The sequence below is a fragment of the Streptomyces sp. JN8 genome (assembly GCF_055808075.1).
Genome location: NZ_CM147852.1, coordinates 2929529 through 2954525, shown reverse-complemented (window position 1 = coordinate 2954525; position 24997 = coordinate 2929529). Strand labels below are relative to the sequence as shown.

At 74.0% G+C, this 24997-nt stretch carries 21 protein-coding genes; 10 read left to right on the top strand and 11 right to left on the bottom strand.

The features are described 5' to 3' along the window. Positions 1-28: 28 nt before the first annotated feature. Positions 29-2443, top strand: coding sequence for an endopeptidase La (gene lon, locus ACY0MR_RS12570; RefSeq protein WP_388793438.1), 2415 nt, complete (start codon positions 29-31; stop codon positions 2441-2443). 125 nt (positions 2444-2568) lie between these two features. Continuing rightward, positions 2569-3180 carry a DUF4240 domain-containing protein gene (locus ACY0MR_RS12565; RefSeq protein WP_361860618.1) on the top strand — a complete coding sequence of 204 codons (612 nt, stop codon included), beginning with the start codon at positions 2569-2571 and terminating at the stop codon, positions 3178-3180. 158 nt (positions 3181-3338) lie between these two features. On the opposite strand, the gene ACY0MR_RS12560 is transcribed toward ACY0MR_RS12565, so the two are convergent. Next, on the bottom strand, positions 3339-4223 hold the full coding sequence (locus ACY0MR_RS12560; RefSeq protein WP_388793440.1) for a lytic polysaccharide monooxygenase auxiliary activity family 9 protein: 885 nt from the start codon (positions 4221-4223) through the stop codon (positions 3339-3341). A 190-nt stretch (positions 4224-4413) separates the two neighbouring features. Then, complete coding sequence (locus ACY0MR_RS12555; RefSeq protein WP_473560749.1) at positions 4414-5244, bottom strand: lysozyme; 831 nt, start codon at positions 5242-5244, stop codon at positions 4414-4416. 263 nt (positions 5245-5507) lie between these two features. Here ACY0MR_RS12555 and ACY0MR_RS12550 point away from each other — a divergent pair, with 263 nt between their 5' ends. Continuing rightward, a complete protein-coding gene (locus tag ACY0MR_RS12550; protein WP_403312006.1) occupies positions 5508-6041 on the top strand; it encodes a MarR family winged helix-turn-helix transcriptional regulator in 534 nt (177 codons plus the stop codon). Between the two features lie 164 nt (positions 6042-6205). Here the strand turns inward: ACY0MR_RS12550 and ACY0MR_RS12545 are convergent, their stop codons facing one another. Continuing rightward, positions 6206-6997 carry a protein phosphatase 2C domain-containing protein gene (locus tag ACY0MR_RS12545; RefSeq protein WP_388793446.1) on the bottom strand — a complete coding sequence of 264 codons (792 nt, stop codon included), beginning with the start codon at positions 6995-6997 and terminating at the stop codon, positions 6206-6208. A gap of 372 nt (positions 6998-7369) precedes the next feature. Here ACY0MR_RS12545 and ACY0MR_RS12540 point away from each other — a divergent pair, with 372 nt between their 5' ends. From ACY0MR_RS12540 to ACY0MR_RS12520, 5 genes are read left to right on the top strand one after another with little or no spacing between them, the layout of a single operon-like run. Then, positions 7370-10321 carry a sensor histidine kinase gene (locus ACY0MR_RS12540; RefSeq protein ID WP_473560747.1) on the top strand — a complete coding sequence of 984 codons (2952 nt, stop codon included), beginning with the start codon at positions 7370-7372 and terminating at the stop codon, positions 10319-10321. Further along, entirely contained in the window at positions 10318-10809 is a 492-nt protein-coding gene (locus tag ACY0MR_RS12535; protein WP_148006159.1) for a roadblock/LC7 domain-containing protein, read from the top strand. The genes ACY0MR_RS12540 and ACY0MR_RS12535 overlap by 4 nt, the downstream gene beginning before the upstream one ends. Further along, positions 10806-11237 (top strand): DUF742 domain-containing protein, encoded by a 432-nt coding sequence (locus ACY0MR_RS12530; protein ID WP_361860270.1) that lies wholly within the window; start codon positions 10806-10808, stop codon positions 11235-11237. Before ACY0MR_RS12535 ends, ACY0MR_RS12530 begins: the two co-directional genes overlap by 4 nt. Continuing rightward, positions 11218-11964: a GTP-binding protein gene (locus tag ACY0MR_RS12525; protein WP_403311996.1), complete on the top strand. Its 747-nt coding sequence runs from the start codon at positions 11218-11220 to the stop codon at positions 11962-11964. The genes ACY0MR_RS12530 and ACY0MR_RS12525 overlap by 20 nt, the downstream gene beginning before the upstream one ends. A 38-nt stretch (positions 11965-12002) precedes the next feature. After that, on the top strand, positions 12003-13238 hold the full coding sequence (locus tag ACY0MR_RS12520) for a styrene monooxygenase/indole monooxygenase family protein (protein WP_392205926.1): 1236 nt from the start codon (positions 12003-12005) through the stop codon (positions 13236-13238). Positions 13239-13497: 259 nt separating this feature from the next. Here ACY0MR_RS12520 and ACY0MR_RS12515 read toward each other — a convergent pair whose 3' ends face one another. The 4 genes from ACY0MR_RS12515 to ACY0MR_RS12500 all read right to left on the bottom strand — a co-directional run bounded on the left by ACY0MR_RS12515 (position 13498) and on the right by ACY0MR_RS12500 (position 17161). Next, complete coding sequence (locus ACY0MR_RS12515) at positions 13498-14958, bottom strand: C40 family peptidase (protein ID WP_473560744.1); 1461 nt, start codon at positions 14956-14958, stop codon at positions 13498-13500. Positions 14959-15032: 74 nt separating this feature from the next. Beyond that, positions 15033-15341: a hypothetical protein gene (locus ACY0MR_RS12510; RefSeq protein ID WP_361857381.1), complete on the bottom strand. Its 309-nt coding sequence runs from the start codon at positions 15339-15341 to the stop codon at positions 15033-15035. A gap of 33 nt (positions 15342-15374) precedes the next feature. Further along, entirely contained in the window at positions 15375-16097 is a 723-nt protein-coding gene (locus ACY0MR_RS12505; RefSeq protein WP_388793456.1) for a TetR/AcrR family transcriptional regulator, read from the bottom strand. 119 nt (positions 16098-16216) lie between these two features. Continuing rightward, entirely contained in the window at positions 16217-17161 is a 945-nt protein-coding gene (locus tag ACY0MR_RS12500) for an AurF N-oxygenase family protein (protein ID WP_473560742.1), read from the bottom strand. A gap of 188 nt (positions 17162-17349) precedes the next feature. Here ACY0MR_RS12500 and ACY0MR_RS12495 point away from each other — a divergent pair, with 188 nt between their 5' ends. Together ACY0MR_RS12495 and ACY0MR_RS12490 are read left to right on the top strand one after the other, a co-directional pair. After that, a complete protein-coding gene (locus tag ACY0MR_RS12495; protein WP_404085471.1) occupies positions 17350-18525 on the top strand; it encodes a ferritin-like domain-containing protein in 1176 nt (391 codons plus the stop codon). A 201-nt stretch (positions 18526-18726) separates the two neighbouring features. Next, a complete protein-coding gene (locus ACY0MR_RS12490) occupies positions 18727-19575 on the top strand; it encodes a hypothetical protein (protein ID WP_473560740.1) in 849 nt (282 codons plus the stop codon). A 188-nt stretch (positions 19576-19763) separates the two neighbouring features. On the opposite strand, the gene ACY0MR_RS12485 is transcribed toward ACY0MR_RS12490, so the two are convergent. The 4 genes from ACY0MR_RS12485 to ACY0MR_RS12470 all read right to left on the bottom strand — a co-directional run bounded on the left by ACY0MR_RS12485 (position 19764) and on the right by ACY0MR_RS12470 (position 24933). Further along, a complete protein-coding gene (locus ACY0MR_RS12485; protein ID WP_473560738.1) occupies positions 19764-21239 on the bottom strand; it encodes a penicillin-binding transpeptidase domain-containing protein in 1476 nt (491 codons plus the stop codon). A gap of 154 nt (positions 21240-21393) precedes the next feature. Continuing rightward, a complete protein-coding gene (locus tag ACY0MR_RS12480; RefSeq protein ID WP_388793466.1) occupies positions 21394-22773 on the bottom strand; it encodes an FtsW/RodA/SpoVE family cell cycle protein in 1380 nt (459 codons plus the stop codon). An 88-nt stretch (positions 22774-22861) separates the two neighbouring features. Next, positions 22862-24136, bottom strand: a complete 1275-nt coding sequence (locus ACY0MR_RS12475; protein WP_404085467.1) for an ATP-binding protein — start codon at positions 24134-24136, stop codon at positions 22862-22864. Next, a complete protein-coding gene (locus ACY0MR_RS12470) occupies positions 24133-24933 on the bottom strand; it encodes a hypothetical protein (protein ID WP_473560735.1) in 801 nt (266 codons plus the stop codon). Before ACY0MR_RS12470 ends, ACY0MR_RS12475 begins: the two co-directional genes overlap by 4 nt. Between the last annotated feature and the right edge of the window lie 64 nt (positions 24934-24997).

The following is a 24997-nucleotide window of genomic DNA, read 5'->3' as shown; positions in this document are numbered from 1 at the left end:
GCTCAACTTGACTGCCGAAGGGGAGATCATGGCTTCTGACTCCAAGCCGTCCGTGCCGCTCACTCTGCCCGTGCTGCCGCTCGACGACGAGGTCGTGCTGCCCGGCATGGTGGTGCCGCTCGACCTGTCCGACAACGAGGTGCGCGCCGCCGTGGAGGCCGCTCAGGCCGCCGCCCGGCCCGGCGCGGGCAAGCCGCGGGTGCTGCTCGTGCCCCGCGTCGACGGGACCTACGCCGGGACCGGCGTCCTGGGCACCGTGGAGCAGGTCGGACGGCTCTCCGACGGCGACCCCGGCGCCCTGATCCGCGGCATCGGCCGCGTGCGCATCGGCGCCGGCACGACCGGGCCCGGCGCGGCCCTCTGGGTCGAGGGCGGCACGGTCGAGGAGACCCTGCCCGACCCGCTTCCCGGCCAGGTCGCCGACCTCGTCAAGGAGTACAAGGCGCTCGCCACCACCTGGCTCAAGAAGCGCGGGGCCTGGCAGGTCGTCGACCGCGTCCAGCAGATCGACGGCGTCGGCGCCCTCGCCGACAACTCCGGGTACTCGCCCTTCCTCACCGTCGAGCAGAAGGTCGCGCTCCTGGAGACCGCGGACCCGGTCGCCCGCCTCCGGCTCGCCACCGCCCAGCTCCGCGAGCACCTCGCCGAGCAGGACGTCGCCGAGACCATCGCCAAGGACGTCCAGGAGGGCGTCGACAAGCAGCAGCGCGAGTTCCTGCTCCGGCGCCAGCTCGAAGCGGTCCGCAAGGAACTGCGCGACCTGAACGGCGAGTCCGAGGCGGACGAGTCCGACGACTACCGCGCCCGCGTGGAGGCCGCCGACCTGCCCGAGAAGGTCCGCGAGGCCGCCCTCAAGGAGGTCGAGAAGCTGGAGCGGTCCAGCGACCAGTCCCCCGAGGGCTCCTGGATCCGCACCTGGCTGGACACCGTCCTCGAACTGCCCTGGAACGAGCGCTCCGAGGACCGGTACGACATCCGCGGCGCCCGCGCCGTCCTCGACGCCGAGCACTTCGGCCTCGACGACGTGAAGGAGCGCATCACCGAGTACCTCGCCGTCCGCAAGCGCCGGGCCGAGCGCGGCCTGGGCGTCGTCGGCGGACGCCGCGGCGGGGCCGTCCTCGCCCTGGTCGGGCCGCCCGGCGTCGGCAAGACCTCCCTCGGCGAGTCCGTCGCGCACGCGATGGGACGCCGGTTCGTCCGGGTCGCCCTCGGCGGCGTACGGGACGAGGCGGAGATCCGCGGCCACCGCAGGACCTACGTCGGCGCCCTGCCCGGCCGGATCGTCCGCGCCATCAAGGAGGCCGGGTCCATGAACCCGGTGGTCCTCCTCGACGAGATCGACAAGGTCGGCTCCGACTTCCGCGGCGACCCCGCGGCGGCCCTCCTCGAAGTCCTCGACCCGGCGCAGAACCACACCTTCCGCGACCATTACCTGGAGGTCGAACTCGACCTCTCCGACGTGGTGTTCCTGGCCACGGCCAACGTCCTCGAAGCCATTCCCGAGGCCCTCCTCGACCGCATGGAGCTGGTCAGGCTCGACGGCTACACCGAGGACGAGAAGGTCGTCATCGCCCGCGACCACCTGCTGCCCCGGCAGCTGGAGCGGGCGGGCCTGGAGCCCGGCGAGGTCGTCCTGGAGGACGCGAGCCTGCGCAGGCTGGCCGGCGAGTACACCCGCGAGGCCGGCGTCCGCACCCTGGAGCGGGCCGTCTCCCGGCTGCTCCGCAAGGTCGCCGCGGAACACGAACTGGGCGACCGCGAACTGCCGTTCACGATCGGCCCCGACGACCTGCGCGCACTCATCGGGCGTCCGCACCACGTCCCCGAGTCCGCCCAGGACCCGGCGGAGCGCCGGACGGCCGTGCCGGGCGTCGCCACCGGCCTCGCCGTGACCGGCGCGGGCGGTGACGTCCTCTTCGTCGAGGCGTCCCTGGCCGACCCGGAGACCGGCGCCGCCGGGCTGACCCTCACCGGACAACTGGGCGACGTCATGAAGGAGTCGGCTCAGATCGCGCTCTCCTTCCTCCGCTCGCACGGGGCGGAACTGGAGCTTCCCGTCACCGGCCTGAAGGACCGGGGCGTGCACATCCACTTCCCCGCGGGCGCGGTCCCCAAGGACGGCCCGAGCGCGGGCGTCACCATGACGACCGCCCTCGCCTCCCTGCTGAGCGGGCGTCAGGTCCGCACGGACGTGGCCATGACCGGCGAGGTCTCCCTCACCGGCCGGGTGCTCCCGATCGGCGGCGTGAAGCAGAAGCTCCTCGCCGCCCACCGGGCGGGCATCACCACGGTCGTGATCCCCAAGCGGAACGAGGCCGACCTGGACGACGTCCCGGCCGAGATCCTGGAGAAGCTGGAGGTCCACCCGGTCACGGACGTCCGCCAGGTCCTGGAGATCGCGCTGACCCCGGCCGCGGTGCCGGTCGGCGCGGCCGCGGCCTGACGCCCCCCGTGGCGGAGCGGGGTGCCCCACGCGGGGGGCACCCCGCTCCGGCGTGCCCCGCGCGTGTACGCGGGCGCAGGTAATTCTTCACCCGGATGTCAGCCGGGAGTGTCATGCTCGTACGCATGAACGAAGACGCCTTCTGGGCCCTCATCGACGAGTTGAGCCGACGCACCGGTGACCTGGAGGAGCGGACGGAGTGGCTGCGCACGGAGCTGCTCCGGCGACCGGCCGAAGAGAGCGTGGACTTCCAGGTGCGCCTCGACGACGCGCTCGAGGTCGCCGGGACGCACGCCGTGTGGCGCGCGGCGAACCGGATCGAGGGCGGCGCCTGCACCGACGACGGCTTCCACTACTTCACCCTCTGGCTCGTCGGGCAGGGGCGGAAGGTCTACGAGTCGGTCGTCGCCGACCCGGACGCGCTGGCCGACGTGCCGGGCGTACGGGCCCTGGTGGGCCGGCACCGGGACGGGTGGGACGACGACGAGTGGCCGGAGTGGGAAGGCCTCGACTACGTCGCGCAGGACGCGTTCGACGAGCTCACCGGCCAGGAGGACGACTGCGGCGAGGAGTTCGACGACGCCGTCGACGAGCGCGCCGAGGAACTGGCGGACGAGCTCTCGGGGGACTTCGGGGAGGAGTGGGAAGAGGGCGGCGAGTCCCGGGGGTCTCGTCCGGAGGGAGTGGCGATACCCCGCCTCACCGCCCTCTTCCCGCTCGCCGCGTCCGGCGCATAGGGGGCGTCTTGCCGATCGGGCCCGCGAGCCCGACTGATCGGCGGGACACCTCCCGGCACGCTCGGGACGGAGCGCGGGCCGGACGGGTCTGGTGCGGCCCCGAGGGGGCCGCGTCGCCCGGGCCGGATGCGGTCGGCCGGCCCGAGCGAGGACCACGGCTACGAGGCCGAGGTCCTGCGGCGGCGGCCCAGGAGGAGGCTGCCCGCGCCGAAGACGGCGAGGGCGCCCGCGCCCGCGAGGGCCGTGGGCAGCGGCGAGGACGGGGTCGCGGCCGACTCGGCCGAGAGGGCCGGGGCCTGCTCGTCGCCGCCGTGGCCCGCGTGGCTCACGGTGGACAGCGACGCCCCTGCCGCGATCTTCGCCTCGCTCGGGGCCTGCGCCTTCGCGGCGGCCGGCTGGGCCGCCGCACCGCCGAAGGTGACGTCCGAGCAGCTGTAGAAGGCCTCGGGGCTGTCGTTGCGCTGCCACACCTTGTAGACGATGTGCCGGCCGGTGCGGGCGGGGAGGTTGCCCGTGAAGGTGTAGTAGCCGTCGGTCGCGGTGCGGGTGGTGTTGTAGACGGCGACGGGGGTCGCGTCCAGGTCCGACCACTTCAGCGGCTGCGTGGGGTCGAAGCCCTGCTTGGTGATGTAGACGGTCATCGTGCCGGCGTGGGCGGCGGTGACCCGGACCTTGAAGTCGAAGCCGCCCGCCGCGACCGCCGTCGCCGGCCAGTCGGTGCGCGCCCAGTCGAGCGCCCGGTACTTCGCGCGGTTCGCGGAGCAGAGCTTGCCGTCCGGGATGAGGGCCTGGTGCTGCCCCGCGGCGTTGGCGATGTTGACCTCGTTCCAGTCGTAGAGCGGCTGGGTGCCGGAGTCGGCGACGAGGTCCTTGCACACCTGCGACTTGGGGGTCTCGGGGCCCTCCGCGTAACAGGCCGCGACGCGGCTCACGGGGTTGAAGACGGCTCCGTGGGCGCTGGCGGTCGTCGGGGTGAGCGTGACGAGGGCTGCGGCGGCCGACAGGGCGGCGACGCCGGCTGCGGTGCGGCGGGTGGACGGCATGCGGGGGCTCTCTCTCGTGCGTGGGGGAGGACGGATGAGCAACGCGCGCTGAGCACACGGAAGTTGAATCCCGGGCGATCGCCGTAGAGCCTCGCATTGGTCCATACCAATAGGCAAGGGGGAGGGCCGGAAAAGCCGGAGCGGCCCCCGGGGCGCCGCGCACCCGGGGACCGCTGCCGTGCGGGTGGCCTCAGCCGTTGGCGAGCGCCTGCACCCGCGAGAGGTCGCCGTTGAAGTGGTTGTGGTCGCCGACCGTCGGGCCGGTGGAGGTGTACTGCCACATCGTGTAGTACTGCCAGCCGGCCGGGAGTTCGCCCACCGTCGAGGCGTACCGCGCGATCCACAGCGGGTTGACCGAGGAGAAGGCGGAGGAGTTGCCGGTGCACTGCGTCCACCAGCTGGTCGCGGTGTAGATGACGGGGTCCCGGCCGGTCCTGGCCTTGTAGCGGTTCACGAAGTCGCGGATCCAGGACACCATCCCGGCCTGGGTCTTGCCGTAGCAGGTCGCGCCGTACGGGTTCCACTCGATGTCGAGCGCGCCCGGCAGCGTCCGGCCGTCCTTCGACCAGCCCCCGCCGTTGTCGACGAAGTAGTCGGCCTGGGCCGTGCCCGATGCGGTGTCCGGGGTGGCGAAGTGGTACGAGCCCCTGATCATGCCGACGTTGTACGAGCCGGTGTACTGCTGGGTGAAGGAGGTGTTCTTGTAGAAGGTGCCCTCCGTCGCCTTGACGTAGGCCCACCTGACGCCGCTGTTCCACAGGGTGGACCAGGCGACGTTGCCCTGGTGGCTGGAGACGTCCACGCCCTCGGTCTGGACGGCCTGGGCCGAGACGCCGCCGGGGGCGGTGCCGCGCCCGTCGTGCGCGAGGACGCCCATGCCCATGCTGGCGGAGCCGCGCGGGGGCGTCCCGGCGGCGGCCGGGTCCTGGGCGGCTCCGGCCGAGGTGGCGAGGGGGGCGAGGAGGGCCAGGGCCGCGAGCGCGGCGCCGGCGAGGGTCGTTCCGGATCTGTGCACACGCATCGCGTGCCTCCGAAAGGATCGGTGGGGGGAGCGGGGTCGGCGGTCCTGGACACCCGTCGCATCATGGTGTGGACATGTCAGAACGGGTGTCGTGGACGACGCTACGCACGTAGACCCGGCCCATGGAAGGGGGCCCGGATACCGCCGTTGGTCTACTCCTGCGAAATACTGGAAGAGCTGCGGCGATGGCCTCGGCCGGAAGAAACTTTCAGCGGCTGGAAAGCCGTCGGCGGGTCGCCGGAGGACGCGTGAGAGGTGCTGACGTGCACGGAAGCGGTACGGAAGGCGAAGGCGGGTCGACGCCGACCGCCGGCGGGGCGCTCCCGGCGCCCCCCGTCGGGGCCCTCCCCGCGCCGCCCGGCGGGGTCGACCGGGAGTTCCTCGCGCTCGAACGCGAACTCGCGGTCTTCCTCCGCCGCGCCCGCGCCCAGTCCGGCGAGATGGCCCGCGAGGTCCACCCCGAACTGGAGCCCGCCGCCTACGGCCTGTTCGTACGCCTCGACGACGCCGGGCCCCAGCGGGCCACCGAGCTGGCCGGGTACTTCGGGGTCGGCAAGGCCACCATGAGCCGTCAGCTCCGGGCCCTCGAAGACCTCGGGCTGGTCGCCCGCGACCCCGATCCGGCGGACGGCCGGGCCTCGCTGGTCCGGCTCACCGAGGAGGGCCGGGACCGCTTCCGGAGCGTCCGGGACGCGCGGCGCGAGCGGTACGTCCGCAAGCTCGCCGACTGGGACCGCGCCGAGGTCGCCGAACTCGCCCGTCTCCTGAACCACTTCAACGTGCGGTCCGAGGGCTGAGAACGGCGGACGCCCACCCCGTCCGGTGCGGGCGCGCGCCTCGGCGTCCTGCCCGGCGGCGGGGCGCGGCGCGCGGGCACGGTGCGGCGGGCCCGGCACGTGCGGCGGGGCGCGACGGGCAGGAGCCGGGGGCGCGCTCCCCCCGGCCGGCTCCGCCCCGCCGATCAGCCCTCCCCGAGCTCCACCAGCGCCGCCGTCGCGTCGTCGTGCAGCTTCCAGCGCCGCGTCCCGCCGGCCGCCGCGTCCGCCGCTTCCAGGGCCCGCACCCGGTGCAGCAGCCCCAGGGCGCCCTCCTTGCGCAGGACGCCGAAGCAGTCCGCCCAGCCGCCCTCCGCGAACAGCTCCACCCAGCGGCCCGCCCCGTCCGTGAGCGCCGCCAGGGCCCGCACCTCCGCGCGCGGACTCGTGCCCGTCACGGCCCGCCCCGCCACCGCCGGGTCGGCCGCCGCCGTGAAGAAGCCGCCCTCCCTGTTCCGCAGCCGGTCCGTCGCCGCCAGGGACCTCAGGACCTCGTCGGGCACGTGGTCGAGCCGGTCGTCGACCACGGCGCGCACGGACCCGTCCGGCGCCTCCAGGAGGAGGACGGAGTCGGACAGGACCAGATACTCGACCCGGGCCTCGTCCCACCGGGCGAGCGCCACCGTCGCCTGAGGCGTCCGCACGTGAGAAAGGTCACAGGTGCCCCGATGGGCGTCCGCGGTGCGCCGGATTGCCCGGGAGAGGATCTCGGACAGGGGCATGTCCCGCCGGGAAGCGGACAGTTCGGTCAAAGCCCCGCCGAGACGCGCGGTGAACCACGGCACGGTGTGCACACAACCGTCATGACCCGCCGGCGGTGTGACACCGTCGAGGAGGACCACCGTCCCGCCGCCCCCCGAAGCGGGCAGCGCGGCGGCCACCCAGTCCTCGTTGGGGCGTTCGGGGCTGCCGGGGAGGGTGGCGACATCGCTGCGCATGACCCCAGTGTGCCCGGCGCGGCGGACGATCCCGGCGCGCGTCTTCACCAGACCTGCAAACCCGCGGAAATGGCCTGTACCAACCCCGTGGAGAGCGCCGGGGAGCGGAGCGGCCGACTCCGGGAAGCTGCGGGCGGGCATCCTGCCAAAGCACGCGCGGAAGATCCAACCGGGGACCCTCAGGGCGCCCTCCGGCCCACCCGCCGAAGTTGTTCGCCAACTCATGAGTGTTGTTCACTCGTTCGGGTGGCGGAGCGGCCGATGCGCGCCCCCTTACCAAAAGCGCTGGAATGGTCGGAAGCCATACCAGGGGGGTGGGGGCGCTCCATGTGACCGGCCGTCACCTCTGCTTTGTGGGCGGACGAGTCAAGAATGCGAGCACCGGTGCAGATGAAGCGGCCTCGGAGCAAGAACGGCACGCGGAGCCAGACCCCCGGTGCGGTGCCGACCGCGGACGGCACCCCGGCCACCCCCGGCAGCGCCCCCGCCGGCCGGCCCAAGCGCGTCCGCAACCGCCTCGTCGCCGGAGTCGCCCTCGTCGGCATCACCGTCCTCGCCGCCGGAGCGCCCGCGGTCCTCACCGCCTCCACCGGGCTCAACGACTCCCAGAGCCTGGTCACCCTCGCCGAACTCGACCGGCAGGCCGTCACCCTGGCCCACTCGCTCGCCGACGAGCGCGACGAGGTCGTCGCCTACATCGCCGCCGGCCGCGACGCCCAGAGCGGCGACGCCAAGGACAAGCGCCAGATCACCAGCACCCGGTCCACCCGCGTCGACCGGCAGATCGACGAGATCCGGCCCGCCGCCTCCGCCGAGCTCCGCCGCGACCTCGCCGGCGTCCCCTCCGTCCGCCGCACCGCCCTCACCGGCAAGGGCACCGCCCTGGAGGCCCACCGGGCCTACTCGGAGATCATCACCAAGCTCCAGGCACTCGCCGAGGAACTGGCCGACCGGACCCCGGACCGCGCCTCCGGCACCGCCCTCACCGAGGCCACCCGCGCCCCCGCCGCCCTCTCCCGCGCCGTCGAACAGGCCTCCGCCACCCGGGGCCTGCTCCTCGCCGCCCTGTCCGTCCCGCAGCCCGAGCCCACGGGCCAGGTCCGCTACGACACCGAGACCGGCACCTACGTCCCCGAGGAGCCCCCGGGCGCCGCCGAGGCCGACCGCGCCCGCGACACCCTCACCGCGGCGGCCCAGCAGGCCCGCGTCCGCGAACTCGCCGCCCTCGGCGACTTCGACCAGGCCGCCGGAACCGCCGCCCGCGACGCGCTCTCCACCACCGTCACCGGGCCCGACGTCAAGAGCGCCGAACGCTCCCTCGCCGCGCTCACCGACCAGCCCCGGCTGACCGAGGCCGAGCGCGGCACCGACGCGGCCGGCCTGGAGGCCGCCCTGTCCGCCCGCATCGAGCAGATGCGGGGCGTCGAGTCCCGCCTCGCCGCCGAGCGGGTCGAGCACTTCGCCGCCCTCCGCGACGACGACGTCACCGCCCTCGAACTGCGCATCGCCTTCCTCGGCGGCTGCCTGCTCGTCGCCATCGGCATCTCCACCTACGTCGCCCGCACCCTCACCCGGCCGCTCGCCGTCCTCCGGATCGGCGCCGCCCGCCTCGCCGCCGCCCCGGACCCCACCGCCGAGGAACCGGTCCGTTTCACCGGCCGCAACGACGAGTTCGCCCAGGTCGTCCGCTCGCTGAACACCGTGCACGGCAAGCTCGCCGGCCTCAGCGAGCACACCGAGCGGCTCACCGACGGACACGCCGACCTGGCCGCCGCCAAGGAGGCGCTCGGCGCCCAGCTCGCCGCCCAGCGAGCAGATCTGCAGGGCCAGGTCGCGCTCCTGACCGCCGAGCTCGAACGGCTCAGGGGCACCGTCCACCACACCTTCGTCAACCTCTCGCTGCGCAGCCTCGGACTCGTCGAACGACAGCTCGGCGTCATCGAGAAGCTGGAGGAGCGCGAGCAGGACCCGGACCGCCTCGCGACCCTCTTCAAGCTCGACCACATGGCGACCGTCATGCGCCGCCACAGCGAGAACCTCCTCGTCCTCGCCGGGCACGAGCACGTCCACGGCCACGCCGGCCCCGTCCCGCTGGTCGACGTGCTGCGCGCCGCCGTCAGCGAGATCGAGCGGTACGAGCGGGTCACCATCCAGTCCCTGCCGCCGCACGCCCAGATCGCCGGCTTCGCCGCGGACGACCTCAGCCACCTCGTCGCCGAGCTCCTGGAGAACGCCACCTCCTTCTCGCCGCCCGACGCGGAGGTCCAGCTCTCCGGCTGGCTCCTGGAGTCCGGCGAGGTCATGCTCTCCGTGCAGGACGCGGGCATCGGCATGACGCCCGCCCGCCTCGCCGAACTCAACGCGAGCCTGGCCGACGGCGAGCCCGCCGCCTTCGAGGGCGAGGGCCTCGGCATGCGGGTCATCGCCCTCCTCGCCGCCCGCCACGGAGTCCGCGTCGAGCTGCGCGAGCAGCAGTCGGGCGGCACCGCGGCCGTCGTCGTCCTGCCGGAGCCGCTGCTCCCCGCCGCCCTGCCGACCACCGTGACCGAGCCCGTACGGACGACGGGCGGGGCGCCCGCGATCCAGCTGCCCGGCTCGGCGGCCGAGGCCAACTCCAACACGCTGCCGTCCCGGAACCGCGACCCCCTCGTGGAGGCGGCCGAGCGGGCGTTCCTGGCGGCGGAGGCGACGGCGACGAGCGGGCGGACGGCCCCGGAGCCCGCCGAGGAGGCGACCCGTCGGCCCGAGGCGGAAGCCGCGTACGCCGAGCCCGGGACGGAAGCTCCGTACGCCGAGCCCGAGGCCGCGTACACCGACGCCCCGGCCGCGTACGCCGAGCCGGCGCCGTTCCCCGAGGCCGGGCCCGCGTCCTTCGACGAGCCCGCGCCCCTCGGCGAGAGCGTCTCCGAGACCACGCTCCAGGTCCGGCTGCCCGACCCGCCGCCGGAGCCGGACGCCCACGAGAGGTCGGCGGACGCCACCGCCCCCTCCCCGCACGAGGAGCCGCAGGCTCCCGCCGCCCCCGAGCCGGTCGTCGACCAGCCGGTTCCCGGGCAGCGGACCCCGCAGGCGGAGCGCGTCACCGACAAGGGGCTGCCCAAGCGGACCCCGCAGGTGGTCCGCCCCACCGGCCCCGCCGCCACCCCCCGCCAGGGCGGTGTGGACGCGGAGGCCCTGCGCCGCCGCCTCGGCGGCTTCCACCAGGGGGCCAAGGCCGGGCGCCGCGACGTCGAGGCGGAGATCGAGACGGCACGGATAGCCGACGAAGGGCCGGCGCGCACAGAGGAGAAGACGGGGGACACAGTCGAGGAGGCACGCAGTTGACTGCGACGGGAACGTACGGACTGAGCACGGAAGCCCGCAACCTGCAATGGCTGCTGGGGAACCTGGTGGAGGAGGTGCCCGGGGTCCACTCGGTCACCGTCGTCTCCTCCGACGGCCTGATGCTGCTCTCGTCCGACCCGGCCACCCAGCAAGGCACGACGGCCGCCGCCGAAGCCGGCCGTCCGCACGGGCCGCGCGGCTCCAGCGCCGACCTGGCCACCATCGTCTCCGGCATCGGCAGCCTGACCATCGGCGCCGCGCGCCTGATGGACGGCGGCGGGGTCAAGCAGACCATGGTGGCGATGGAGGAGGGCAGCGTCTTCGTCATGTCGATCAGCGACGGTTCGCTGCTCGGGGTGCACGCCGCACCCGACTGCGACATGAGCGTGGTGGCCTACCACATGGCGCTCTTCGTGGGCCGCGCCGGTCACGTACTCACCCCCGAAGTCCGCAGTGAGCTGCGCAAATCGATGGAGAGCACCCAGTGACGTCCGCGTCCTCGGCCTACCCGCTGCACCACGTCCACCGGCTGCCCGTCCGCGGGGACGGGCGCCGCCCCGCGCGCGTACGCCCGTACTCGCTGACCGGTGGACGGACCCGCTTCGGCCACGTCCTGCTCGTCGAGACCTTCGTGGCGGCGCTCGAAGCGCCCGCCGTGCGCAAGGTCCTGACGGACGGCGGGCCGGGCGCCCGGGGCCTGATGCCCGAGATGCGGGCCATCGTCGAGATCTGCCGCCGGATGAGGACGGTCGCGGAGATCTCGGCACTTCTGAAGATGCCGTTGGGGGTCGTCCGGGTGCTTCTCAGCGACCTGGCCGACCAGGGAAAGATCCGTGTGTACGGGACCGGTCACGGCACCGGACAGCCCGACCGCGCGCTCCTCGAAAGGGTGCTGAGTGGACTCCGTCGTCTCTGACGCCTCCGCCGTCTCCGATGCCGACACCGGATCGCCGGTGACGGGCATCCCCGCGCAGCCCCAGGCCCCCGCGGCCAACCTCTTCCAGCGAGATACGACCGCGTCGGCCGCGCCCGGAGCGGACCCGGCCGGACCGGACGCCGAGGACGGCGCGCAGGACTGGCAGCTGGACCACACCCGTGCCCCGATAGCGACGAAGATCGTCGTCGCGGGCGGCTTCGGCGTCGGCAAGACCACCTTCGTCCGCGCGGTCTCGGAGATCACCCCGCTCCAGACCGAGGCGCTGATGACCCGGGCGAGCGAGGACACCGACGACCTCACCGCCACGCCGGACAAGCTCACCACCACGGTGGCGATGGACTTCGGCCGGATCACCCTCGACAACGACCTGGTGCTGTACGTCTTCGGCACGCCGGGACAGCAGCGCTTCTGGTTCATGTGGGACGACCTGGTCCGCGGGGCGATCGGCGCGATCGTGCTGGCGGACACGCGGCGGCTCACGGACTGCTTCCCGGCCCTCGACTACTTCGAGAGCTGCGGACTGCCGTACATCGTGGCCGTCAACCACTTCGAGGGCACCGAGCTGTTCGCGGCGGAGGACGTCCGGGAGGCGCTGACCGTGCCCGCGGACGTCCCCGTGGTGATCATGGACGCGCGCAAGCGGTACAGCGTCGTCGAGAGCCTGCTCGCGATGGTCGCGCACGCGCTCGAGCACACCCCCGAATAGATCGCCCCGCTCTCCCCGTCACGCCAGGAGCACCACCCATGCGGAAGATACTCATAGTCGGCGCCGGCCAGTCCGGTCTGCAGCTCGCCCTCGGACTCCAGTCGTCGGGGTACGAGGTCACCCTCATGTCGAACCGGACGGCGGACGAGATCCGGGCCGGCCGGGTCATGTCCACCCAGTGCATGTTCCACACCGCGCTCCAGCACGAGCGGGACCTCGGCCTCGACTTCTGGGAGTCGCAGGCGCCCCGCATCGAGGGCCTCGGCGTCTCGGTCGCCGCGCCCGACTCGTCCCGCGCGATCGACTGGGTCGGCAGGCTCGACGGGTTCGCGCAGTCGGTCGACCAGCGGGTGAAGATGGCCGGCTGGATGGAGACCTTCGCCCAGCGCGGCGGCCAGCTGGTGATACACGGCGCGGCCGTCGGCGACCTGGACTACTTCTCGCGGAGCTACGACCTGGTGCTCGTCGCCGCGGGCAAGGGCGAGCTGGTCTCGATGTTCGGCCGGGACGAGTCGCGCTCGCCGTACAGCGAGCCGCAGCGCGCGCTGGCCGTCGCGTACGTCCACGGCCTCGGCCCGCGCCCGGAGCACCCGGACTTCGACGCGGTGCGGTGCAACGTGGTCCCCGGTGTCGGCGAGCTGTTCGTCATGCCGACGCTGACCACCGGCGGCCGCGCGGACATCCTCTTCTGGGAGGGCGTCCCCGGCGGACCGATCGACGCCTTCAAGGGCGTCAAGGACCCGGCCGAGCACCTTTCGCTCACGCTGGAGCTGATGGAGCGGTTCACGCCCTGGGAGTACGCGCGGGCGACGAAGGTCGAACTGACCGACGCGGGCGGCACCCTCGCCGGCCGGTACGCCCCGACCGTCCGCAACCCGATCGGCCGCCTCCCCGGCGGCGGACTCGTCCTCGGCGTGGCCGACGTGGTCGTGGCCAACGACCCGATCACCGGCCAGGGTTCGAACTCGGCGTCGAAGTGCGCGGCGGCCTACCTGGCGGCCATCGTCGAGCAGGGCGACCGGCCCTTCGACGAGGAGTGGATGCGGTCCGCGTTCGACCGCTACTGGCGGACGGCGCAGCACGTCACCAAGTGGACGAACGCCATGCTGGCGCCCCCGCCGGAGCACGTCCTGAACCTCCTGGGCGCCGCGGGCCAGCTCCAGCCGGTCGCCGACCGCTTCGCGAACGGCTTCAACGACCCGTCGGACTTCGAGAACTTCTTCTTCGACCCGGAGAAGACGAACGCGTACCTGGCCTCGGTCGCCGGAGCCTGACGGGTCCACCCGACCCGGACGCGGAGCCGGGCGTCCGGGCCGCGTCGCGAGCCGGGCGGGACCGAGTGTCCGGCCCGCGGTGGGTCGGGTGTGACCGGTGCGCCCGGCCCCTGCGGTGAGGCGGACGTGAGACCGGGGCTTCCGGTCCGTGCGGTGAGCCGGGTGTGAGCGGGGCGTCCGGCCCCTGCGATGGGTCGGACGTGACCGGTGCGCCCGGCCCGTGCGGGGCGTCGGGTGCGGCGAGGGCCGGTGCCGGCGGTCAGCCGTGGTCGTACCCCTCGTCCGCCCCGTCCCGCGCCCCGGCCGGCAGCGGCGGCGGCGCGTACGAGGCCAGGGCCTCCCCGTCCGGATCCGGGCGCACCGCCCCGAGCAGCGGGTTCGCCGCGATCGGGGAGACCTTCACCTTGCCGCCGGGCCGCGGCGCCTGCACCACGAGGCCCTCGCCGAGGTAGACCGCCACGTGCGTCGCGCCGGGGAAGTACACCACCAGGTCCCCGGGGCGGAGCTCGCCGAGGGACACCCGGGGGAGTGTCGCCCATTGCTCCTGACTGGTCCGCGGCACCGTCCGGCCCGCCGCCGCCCAGGCCTGCTGGGTCAGCCCCGAGCAGTCGTACGTCTCCGGGCCCTCCGCCCCCCACTCGTACGGCTTGCCGATCTGCTCCACCGCGAACCGCAGGGCCTCCGCGCCCGCCCCGGACGGGGTGCGACGGCCCGCCAGGACACCGGAGTCGAGCAGCTCCCGCTGCGCCCCGGCCGTCTGGACCCGCTCCAGCTCGGTGAGCCGGGCCAGCTGGTCGGGGGAGAGCGCGGCGAGCAGCTTCTCGACCTCCGTGAGCCGGGCCCGCACCTCGTCGCGCCGCGTCCGCTGGGCTGCGGCGAGGGTCTGCTGCCGGTCGAGGGCCTTGCGGGACGCGGAGGCCAGGCTGCCGGCCTGCCGCTCGGCCTTCTCCAGCCGGGCCACCGCCGTGGCCCGGTCGCGGGTGGCCCGCGCCATCAGATGGCCCTGGTCGAAGGCCGCCCGGGAGTCCGGCGCGAACAGCAGCCCCAGGTAGGAGGAGAACTCGGACCTGCCCTGGTACTGGTCCCGGGCGATCCGCCCGGCCGCGGCGCGCCCCTGCGCGAGTGCCGTGCGGGCCGCGGTGAGCCGGGCGGTGACCTTCCCGGTGTCGGCGGTCTGGAGCTTCAGCGCCTCCTCGGCGGCGTTGTACCGCTCGGTCGCCTCCTCGGCCTGCCGGTAGAGGGTCCGCATCCGGGTGAGGAGGGCGGTGACGGAGTCGCCGCCGGGGGGAGGGAGCGCGGCCGCGTCGTCGTCGGCGGGGGGAGCGGCGGGCGGGTCCGACGCGCTCGGGCCGGCCGGGTCGCCGGACTCGCCGGAGCCGGCTGGGTCGGCGGCGTCCGCCGGGTCGCGACCTCCGGGAGCCGTCCCCTCGGTCGCCTCGGGCAGCGCGCCGGTGGCCGCCGGCGTCGTCGGCGGTGCGGTCGGGTCGGTGTCGGGGACGGCACCCGGGTCCGTGTCCGCCCCGGCCTCGGTATCCGCCCCGGCGTCCGGGTCCACCGGTTCCACGGGTTCCGCGGACGGGTCCGCCCAGGCGATCGGGGCCTCCACCGGGGGGTCGGCCGGCGGGTCCGGCGCGGCGGCTCCCGCCGGGAGGACGCCCGTGAGGGCGGTCGCAGCGGCCAGCGCCGCCGTACAGACCGTGCGCAGCAGGCTCCGTGACACGTCACCACCTCCACGGGGATGATGACGCGTCACTTCATCCGATTACCGTACGAACAAGGGCGCGTCCGGCGGCCTCACTCCTTCGGCCCAGCGGTGTCCGGGGGAGCGGGCGTGCCGGCGCCCGGCTTCGACCACGGCCACTTCAGCTCGCGCCGCTCGCGGCCCTCGGGGGCGTACGCGTAGACCCAGCCGCGCTGGAGGCCCAGGCGCTTCGTGTAGCCCGCCGGCTCGCGCCGGTAGGTGACGAGGGTCGGGGGGTTCCCGTGGTGGGCCGGGACCGGGATCTCGTACCACTTCGGCGGATGGCCGGTCGGGCCGAGCAGGATCGGCAGGACCCGGCCGTCGAGGGGGCCGCCACGGAAGGGGGTGTTCTCGCTTCTCACCCCTCCAGTGTCCCCTCCGGTCCCCGTTCCGGCTCAGAGCAGGTGGGCCGCCTCGCCCACCACCGGGATCACCCGGCGGGCCAGTCGGGCCACGGGCCCCTCGGGCGTCTCCTGGGCGAGGAGGCGTGCGACCACCCGCGCCGTCTCCTCGTCGCTCGCCGTGCTCGCGGCGAGCAGGGCGACGAGGTGGTCCACCAGCCACTCCCGCAGGTCGAGGGCCGGGGGCCGCTTGTCCTCGTCGAGCCAGATCAGGGAGGCCGCCTCCACGGCCGCGATCCACGTGCGGACCAGCATGCGGAGGCGGGGGCCCGGCCGCTCCACCCCGAGGTGGACGAGGATCTGCTCGGCGGCGCCGCGGCGGACCTCGTCGACGATCGCCGTGGTGCGGGAGGTCTCCGCGACGCTGCCGCCGCGCAGAAGGGCGCTGAAACCCGCGTCGTGCTCGTCCACGAAGGCCAGGTAGCGGTCGAGCACCCGACCGAGCCGCTCCGTCGGGGGTCCGACGGCGGGTTCGGCGAAGCAGTGGGCGAGGGCGTCGGCGGAGGAACGGAGGGCGGCCTCGTACAGCTGCTGCTTGCCGCCGGGGAAGTAGCGGTAGACGAGGGGCCGTGAGACGCCGGCCGCCTCGGCCACGTCGTCGAGGGAGACGTCCTCCGGGGTGCGGTGGGCGAAGAGCTCCTGGGCGGCTTCGAGGAGCTGGCCGCGGCGTGCCTCGACGCTGAGCCTGCGGTACGCGGGGGTGGCGGCGGCAGTCATGCTGCGCAGCGTAGCGGGGCGCCCCGGCGCCGCCCCCGGGTACGCGGGCCGGCACCCGACACCGCCGCCCCCCGGTGCGCTCCCTCCGAACGACACCCGGCCGTCCCCCGCGCGGGCGCTCAGGCCAGCAGTCCCGAGGACTTCCACAGCCGTCGTCCGGGGCCCCGGAGCACCCCGATGTCGTCCAGGAAGTCCGTCAGGCGGCGTGCGCCGGACTGCATGACCTCGCGCCGGTGGCCGCTCGCCCGGACCTGCGCGACCGCCTCGCGCCGGTCCAGTCCGACCGCCTCGTACACCCGCGGGTTGACGAAGCACGTCGAGAAGACCCGCGCCGCCTCGCCGCAGCTGAGCCGGGTGAACTCCTGCTCCCACCGCGGCGCGGTCACCATCTGGCGGCGCAGCTCCTCGCGGGCGTACCGCACGTGCCGGGCTTCCTCGACCACGTGGATACGGGTCACCCCGCGCACCAGGGTCTGCACCCGCTCGTCCGGGAAGGTCAGCCGCTGCATCCAGTCGAGGATCTCCTCGCCGAGCAGCGTCGAGGCGAACGAGCCCGGGGTGGTGGAGACGGTCTTCAGCACGCGTGCGAGGTTGTGGTAGATCCTCGGCACCGGGTACGCCGGGGTCCCGCCCCGCTGGATCATCCGCGCGAACATCATCGAGTGCCGGCACTCGTCCGCTATCTCGGTCAGCGCGTACCGGACGTGATGGCTGGTCAGGGACTTGTCGTAGATGTGCCGGACGAGCAGCTGCATCAGGATGATCTCGAACCAGACCCCGAGGGACGCGAGCGAGGCCGCCTCGTGGCGCGAGAGCGCGATCCGCTGCTCCTCGGACATCCGGTGCCACAGCGGGGTGTCGTACAGGGAGAGCAGCTCGGGCGGCCAGAACCACTTGCCGTCCTCGAACGGCGCGTCCCAGTCGAGCTCGACGTCCGGGTCGTAGGAGTGCTTCCGGGACGACTCCAGGAGGCGCTGGGCGACCTGCTCGCGGTCGCGCAGCGGCCCCAGGGCGTCCCGGAGGAGGCTGAAGTCCGGCTCGGCGGACTCGGTGAAGGGGGTCATGGGTCCGAACCTCGCTGTGCTCGTCGCGACGGCGTGACGTATCACCGGTGGGCACCTCTTATCAGACTCCCCGTCAGTAGGACCGTCAATCCCCTGTGCGCGACTTGTTGACGATCCGTCTAGCACCGTGTGAGCCTGGGCCGCAGGACTCGCACCACGGGAAGGCCCGACCCCCCAAGGAGGCGTCAGTGTCGACGCGCGACCTCTACACCACGGCCCCGTCCGGATCGAGCTGGCAGGTCCCCGCCACCGGCGCCGCCCGCTTCAGCTGGGAATACGACATGGCGGACGCCGGCCGCGACCGCCTCCTCGCCCTCTACCAGAAGGGCAAGGACAAGCAGTGGGACGGCGCCACCCGGATCGACTGGGACCTGGAGGTCGACCCGTACGACCCCCTCGGCACGCCCGACGAGGTCCTGACCCTCCACGGCACCCGCCACTGGGCGAAGATGACCGAGAAGGACAAGGGCGACCTGCGCCGGCACTACTCCTCCTGGCAGTTCAGCCAGTTCCTCCACGGCGAGCAGGGCGCCATGGTCTGCGCCGCCCGGATCGTCGAGTCCGTGCCCGATCTGGACGCCAAGTTCTACTCGGCCACCCAGACCATGGACGAGGCCCGGCACGCGGAGATCTACGGCCGGTTCCTCCACGAGAAGATCGGCATGCTCTACCCGATCAACGACAACCTGCAGAGCCTCCTCGGCGACACCCTGCGCGACTCCCGCTGGGACATGCCCTACCTCGGCATGCAGGTCCTGATCGAGGGGCTCGCCCTCGCCGCCTTCGGCATGATCCGCGACACCACCGACAAGCCGCTGCCGAAGCAGATCCTCGCGTACGTGATGCAGGACGAGGCCCGGCACGTCGCCTTCGGCCGGATGGCGCTGCGCGACTACTACAAGCAGCTGTCCGACGCCGAGCTCCGCGAGCGCGAGGAGTTCGTCATCGAGGGCTGCTACTTGATGCGCGACCGGCTGCGCGGCGTCGAGGTCCTGGACGACTTCGGCATCCCGCGGAAGGAGGCGGAGGAGCTGACCGAGCAGAGCGAGTTCCTGCACCTCTTCCGCAAGCTGCTCTTCAGCCGGATCGTCCCCTGCGTCAAGGACATCGGACTCTGGGGCGAGCGCCTTCAGAAGGCCTATCTGGACATGGGCGTCTTCGACCTCGGCGACTCCAACCTCGACCTCCTCATGACCCAGGACGAGGAGATCGCGGAACAGCTCGACGCGGAGCGCTTCGCCAGGGAGGAGCAGGCCCGCGTCGAGGAGGTCGCGGACGCGATCGCCGCGGGCACGGCGGAGGAGCAGGTGCACGGCGGAGGAGTGGGGACACGGCGGAGGAGCAGGGCTGAGGCGGGGGAGTGAGGGGTGCGGCGGAGCGGTGACGCCGCGGCGGAGACGGGCGGTCCGAACCCGATCGCGCCGCGGCCCCGGCACCGCCCGGGCCGGGAGCCCGGCCGGGATCCGGGCCGGACGGTGCCGGGATCCGGGGCCGGTCCGGCCGCGCGGGGCCGTGCCCCGGCCCGGGGACACGCGTTGTCCGACGCCTGACGTAGCGTGACCGTCATGAGCATGCCGCCACCGCCGAGCCAGCCGCCGTCCCCGCAGCCGTACGGCGGACCCGTACCGCCCCCGCAGCAGCCCGGCGCGTTCGGCGCACCGCAGGGCTTCCCCCCGCACGGCCACCCCCCGCACGGCCACCCCCCGTACGGCGTTCCGCCGCAGTACGGCCCGGGGCCCGGGCCCGGCGGCTGGGGGCAGCCGCCGACGGGACCCCCGCCGAAGAAGAAGCTGTCGTCGGGCGCGATCGTCGCCATCGTCGTCGGCTCGCTGGTCGTGGTCGCGGGCCTCGGCTACGGCGTCAAGGCCGGACTCGACGGCGTCATGGGCGACTTCCCCGAGGCGACCCACAAGCTGGTCGTCCCCAAGACCCTTCTCGCCGGCGACTTCACCCTGGCCTCCGACCTGTCCGACAGCCAGGGCAAGGAGATCGAGGACACCCCCGACTTCACGGTGAAGGACGCCACGGCGGCGGTCGGGCAGTACACCGGAGAGGACGACTCGGTGCTCGTCCTCTCCGGGCTCTACGGCCGCATCAAGAGCGGCTCCTCCACCCGGAGTTCCATCCTCAGGGGCGCCGCCACGGAGAAGGACTCCAAGCTCGTCGTCGGGCCCCGGGACTTCACCCCCGCCGGATACGGGGTCACCGTCCGGTGCCAGGTCACCACGACGGGGAACGGACTCGACAGGACGAACCTCCCCATGTGCGCCTGGGGCGACGACAACACCGCGGCCGCCGTCGCCCTCGTCACCCTGGAGTCGGCCTCCGGCGACCCGAAGGACATCGACCTGGAGGACCTCGCCGAGAAGACGGCCAAGATCCGCGCGGAGGTCCGCAAGCCGATCGCCGGCTGAGGACGGGACGGACGGCGGGCGCCGCGGGCGCCGCGGGTGCGGGGCGGGGTGGAGAGCGCCGCGGGCGCGGACGGCGCCGAGGGCACGGGGCGGGGTGGAGAGCGCCGAGGGCGCGGACGGCGCCGAGGGCACGTGACGGGGTGGAGGGCACGGGACGGGGTGGAGAGCGCCGTGGCGCGGCCGCCGCCTCACCTCCGGGTCTCCGCCTCCAGGCGGAGCGCCTCCTCCATCACCGCCTTCGCGATCGGCGCCGCGCTGCCGCCCCCGCTGATGTCCGTACGGGACGCCTCCGCGTCCTCGACGACCACCGCCACCGCGACCGCCGGCTGGGCCGCGTCCTCCGCCTGCGCCCAGGCGATGAACCAGGCGTACGGGGTCCCGGTGTTGCCGAAGCCGTGCTGCGCCGTGCCGGTCTTGCCGCCCACCCGCGCCCCGGGGATGGCCGCGTTCGTGCCCGTCCCCTCCATCACCGCCTTCACCATCAGCCGCTGGAGCTGCATCGCCGTCGCGGGGTTCATCGCCTGCCGGTAGCTGCGCCGGCCCGTGCGGTCGACCGTGGTCCCGCCGGAGGTCGTCGTCCGGTCGACGAGGTACGGCTGGGCGATCTCCCCGTTGTTGGCGACGGCCGACGCCACGAGCGCCATCTGCAGCGGCGTCGCCGTCGTGTCGAACTGCCCGATCGACGACAGCGCGAGCTGGTCCGGGCTCATCTGCCGGTCGAAGTTCGACTTCGCCACCCAGGACGGCACCCGCAGCCCCGTGTCGTTGAAGCCGAACCGCTCCACGGAGTCGACCATCCCCTCCAGGCCCACCTTCACGCCCAGCCCCGCCATCACCGTGTTGCAGGACCACTGGATCGCGTAGGCGAGGGACGCGTCGGCGCAGCCCTCCGCCTCGTTCGGCAGCACCTGCCGGGTGCCGGGCAGCACGAACGGGTCCGGCGTGTCCGTCGGGGCGTCCACGTCCCGCACCACCCCCGCGTCGAGCGCCGCGGCGGCCGTCACGATCTTGAACGTGGAGCCCGGCGGGTACGTCTGCCGCAGCGCCCGGTTCAGCATCGGCTGGTTCGGCGAGGTGGTGAGCCGCCGCCAGGCGTCCTTGACCCCCGCCCCCGTACCGGAGAGGACGCCGGGGTCGTACGAGGGGGAGCTGACCAGCGCCAGGATGCGGCCGCTGTGCGGCTCGACGGCGACGACCGCGCCGCGCTTCCCCGCGAGGCCCCGGAAGGCGGCCTCCTGGAGGGGGGCGCGGATCGTCGTCACGACGTCGCCGCCGGGCTGCCGGCCCCGGGTGAGGTCGTTCCAGAGGGGCAGCGGTGCCAGCATCGGGGCGGTGCCGGACAGGACGGCGTCCTCGGCGTGCTCGACCAGGGTCGTGCCGTACGTCTGCGAGGCGTAGCCGGTGAGTGGGGCGTACAACGGGCCCTGGCGGTACGTCCGTTCCCAGCGCAGCTGCTGGCGGCTGTCCCGGGAGCCGGTGACCGGCCTCCCGTCGACGACGATCTCGCCGCGCGGCTGCGCGTAGCGGTTGATCGCGATGCGGCGGTTGGCCGGGTTGTCGTCGAGCGACTCGGCCTCGAAGACCATCACGCGTGCGGAGTTGACGAGGAGCGCGACGAGGAGGAGGAGGCAGAGGGCGGCGGCCCGCCGCGCGTACCGGATCACACCGCCCCCTCGGGGAGGGCGCGGAGCCGCCGCACGCCAGGACAGACCCGGTCGGACGGCGTGGCGGTCCGGCCCCTCCGGCCGCCCGGCGCGACGGCCCGGGTCCTCCCGGCGTGCGGCGCCACGGCCCGGCTCCTCCGGGCGGACGGGCGGGTCACGCGGCGCCCTCCGTCACCGGAGCGAGCGTCCCCGTGTCGGCGTCGTCCGGCTGCGGTGCCCGCGCCGAGTCGCTGACCCGGATGAGGAGCGCCACGATCACCCAGTTCGTGACCACCGACGAACCTCCCTGGGCGAGGAACGGCATCGCCATGCCGGTCAGCGGGATCAGGCCCATCACCCCGCCCGCGATGACGAAGACCTGGAGCGCCACGATCGAGGCCAGCCCGATCGCGAGGAGCCGCCCGAACGGGTCCCGCAGCGAGAGGCCGGCGCGGTAGCCGCGGGCGACCAGCAGCGCGTACAGCAGGAAGAGCGCGGTCAGGCCGACGAGTCCCAGCTCCTCGCCCGCGGTCGCCAGGATGAAGTCGGACTTGGTGGCGAAGCCGATGAGCACGGAATGGCCGAGGCCGAGGCCCGAGCCGAGCATCCCGCCCGCCGCGAACGAGAACAGCGACTGGGCGAGCTGCCCGGGTCCGTCCCCCGCGCGGATCGAGGCGAAGGGGTCGAGCCAGTCCTGCACCCGGCTGTGCACGTGCGGTTCGAGCGAGCCGACGAGGAAGGCCCCGGCCGCGGCGAGGACGAGCCCGACGGCGATCCAGCCGGTCCGGCCGGTCGCCACGTACAGCATGATCACGAAGAGGCCGAAGAAGAGCAGTGAGGTGCCGAGGTCCCGTTCCAGGACGAGCACGCCGACGCTCAGCAGCCAGATCGCCACGATCGGACCGAGCACCCGCCCGGTCGGGAACTGGAACCTCCAGATCCGGCGGCCCGTGTACGCGAGCGCGTTGCGGTTGGCGGCGAGGTACGCGGCGAAGAAGACCGCCAGCAGGATCTTGGCGAACTCGCCGGGCTGGAAGGAGAGGCCGCCCAGCCGGATCCAGATCTTGGCGCCGTTCACCGCGGGGAAGAAGATCGGCAGGATCATCAGGGCGAGCGCGGCGGCCACCGACACGTAGGCGTACCCCTGGAGCGCGCGATGGTCGCGCAGCAGCAGGACGACCACGATGAACAGCGCGACGCCCAGCGTGGACCAGATCAGCTGCGTCGCCGCCGCCTGGTCCTTCGGCGTCTCCAGGTCGAGCCGGTAGATCAGCACCAGGCCCAGGCCGTTGAGCAGGACCGCGATCGGCAGGAGCAGCGGATCGGCGAAGGGAGCGCGGAACCGGACCGCGAGATGGGCGACGAGCGCGAGCAGGCCGAGTCCGGTCCCGTAGCGCACGGCGTCCGGCGGTACCGCCCCGCTGCGGGCGAGGCCGACCTCGGCGTACCCGAAGACGCAGATGAGGACGGCGCAGACGAGGAGGGAGAGTTCCACGCCGCGGCGCTTCGGCGTGCGTACCCCGGGAGGGGGAGCGTCCGTGCGCGGTGCGGTCATGGCCGCAACGTAGCAAGCGGTGTGCCCTATGTCCCTTTTGCGTGACGGTGTGCCGTCCGTCGTCTGCCCGGGCCGCGCGCCTCCCCGGTCAGTCCTCCGCCGTCGGCTCCGCGAGGCTCACGTACTCCGGCAGTCGCAGCCGCGCCTCGGCGCCCCCGCCGTCGGCCGCGGAGGCGAAGACGAGCTCGGCGCCGATCACCTCCGCCTGCCCCACCGCGATCGTCAGCCCGAGACCGTGGCCCTTGCCGCCGCTCTCCGTGCGGAACCGCTGCGGCCCCGACTCCAGCAGGTACGCCGGGTAGCCGGGCCCGTGGTCCCGCACGGACACCACCGGACCGTCCACCGTCAGCACCACCGGCGGCGCCCCGTGCTTGTGGGCGTTGGCGATCAGATTGCCCAGCACCCGCTCCAGCCGCCGCCGGTCCGTCTCCACGGTCGCGTCCCGCAGGACCCGGACCTCGGTCCCGGTCCCCGAGGCGCGCACCACCCGCTCGGCGAGCGGGCCGAGTTCGTGCACGGCGAGGTCCACCGTCTCGTTGCGGGCGTCGAGCCGCGAGATCTCCAGCAGGTCCTCGGTCAGCCCGCGCATGGCCCGCACCCGGTCCCGTACCAGCTCCGAGGGCCGACCCTCCGGCAGCAACTCGGCCGCCGCCGACAGCCCGGTCAGCGGGGTGCGCAGCTCGTGCGCCACGTCCGCGGTGAACCGCTGCTCGCTCTGCAGCTTGCTCTGGAGCGAGGACGCCATCGTGTCGAGCGCCCCGGACACCGTGGCCACCTCGTCCTGGGGACGCGAGGAGTCCTGGGTGCGCGGGTCGTCGACGCGCGCGTCGAGGTCGCCCGCGCTGATCCGGCGGGCCACCTGGGCGGTGAGGTGCAGCCGCCGGGTGACCCGGGTGACGGCGAAGGCGCCGACGAGCAGCGTCGCCCCGATCGCGAGGACGGAGGAGCCGAGGATCGAGCGGTCGAGGGCGTCGATCGTCTCGGCGCTCTGCGTGTAGTCGACCCGGACGGCCAGGGCGCGGCCGTCCGCCGGGCCCGCCGCCCACATCGTCGGCCGGCCCCGGTCGTCGGCGACCAGCGTGCCGCGCTCGCCCCGGACGGCCAGCGCGCGGAGGGAGGCCGGAAGTCCGGGCGGATCGACCCCGGCGAACCGCGGCAGCGGCTCTCCGGCCTCGTAGAGCCGGGTGACGTCGGTGAGCCGGGCGAGCGCCTTCTCCCGGGAGTCGTCCACCGTCTGGCCGGTCACCGAGACGTGCACGAGGATGCCGAGGAGCGCGGCCAGGGCGCAGCACATCACCGCGATGAAGACGGCGGCCTTCCAGGTGAGGGTCGCGGTCCAGGCGGGCAGCCGGGGCGCCCTCACGGGCTCGGCTCGGCGGGCGGGGCCGCGTCGGGAGGGACCGGGAGCGGCGCCGGGGGCGAGGCCGGGGCGGGGACCGCCGGAGCCGGGCTGACCAGGCGGGGCTCCGGGACGGCCGGTGCCCCGGTGCGGCCCGGCTTCACCCGGACGATCTCGTCGCGGGTGGGCAGCATGCTGTGCTGCTGCTCGTCCCAGGACCAGGCGGTGCGGTACTCGTACCCGGGGATGCCCGCCGAGGCGACCCGCATGATCATGTCGCGGCCGGCCAGCTCCACGCTGATGACCTGGTCGACGGTGGACATGATGCGGGTGAGCCCGCCGTTCTCGGCGAGGTAGACGCGCACGCCGACCTGCTGGTCGGGCATCCGGACGCCGACGATCAGCTCGTCCCGGCCGTTGCCCGTGAGGTCGCGGTAGTACGGCCGCATCACCGGGCAGGCGGCCGGCGCGGTGCCGCAGGCCTTCACGGCGCGGGCGGTCTCCGCGTACATGCCGTCGGCGCCGCTGTGCGTGTCGGGGTGGGCGCGCACCTCGGCGGCGACCACCGCGGTCGCGTCGACGGAGTGGACGTCGTTGTCGGGGACCTCGACGCCGGGGACGCGCTCGGTGTCGGACTCGCCGTAGTCGATCGGCGGGTCCGTGGCGGGCGGCAGGTCGGGCCAGAGCCGTACGGGGCCGGCGGCCGGCGGGGTGGCCCCGGCGCTCTGGAGCCCGCCCTCGCTGCGCCCGCAGCCGACGGCGCCGCCGAGCACGAGGGCGCACAGGACACCGGCGGCGAACTGCGTTCCGCGCGGTTTCACACTGCTCCTCGTACGGGTCGATCGATGGGTGCGGCCGAGAGCCCGGCGGGGCCGACCGGGGGAT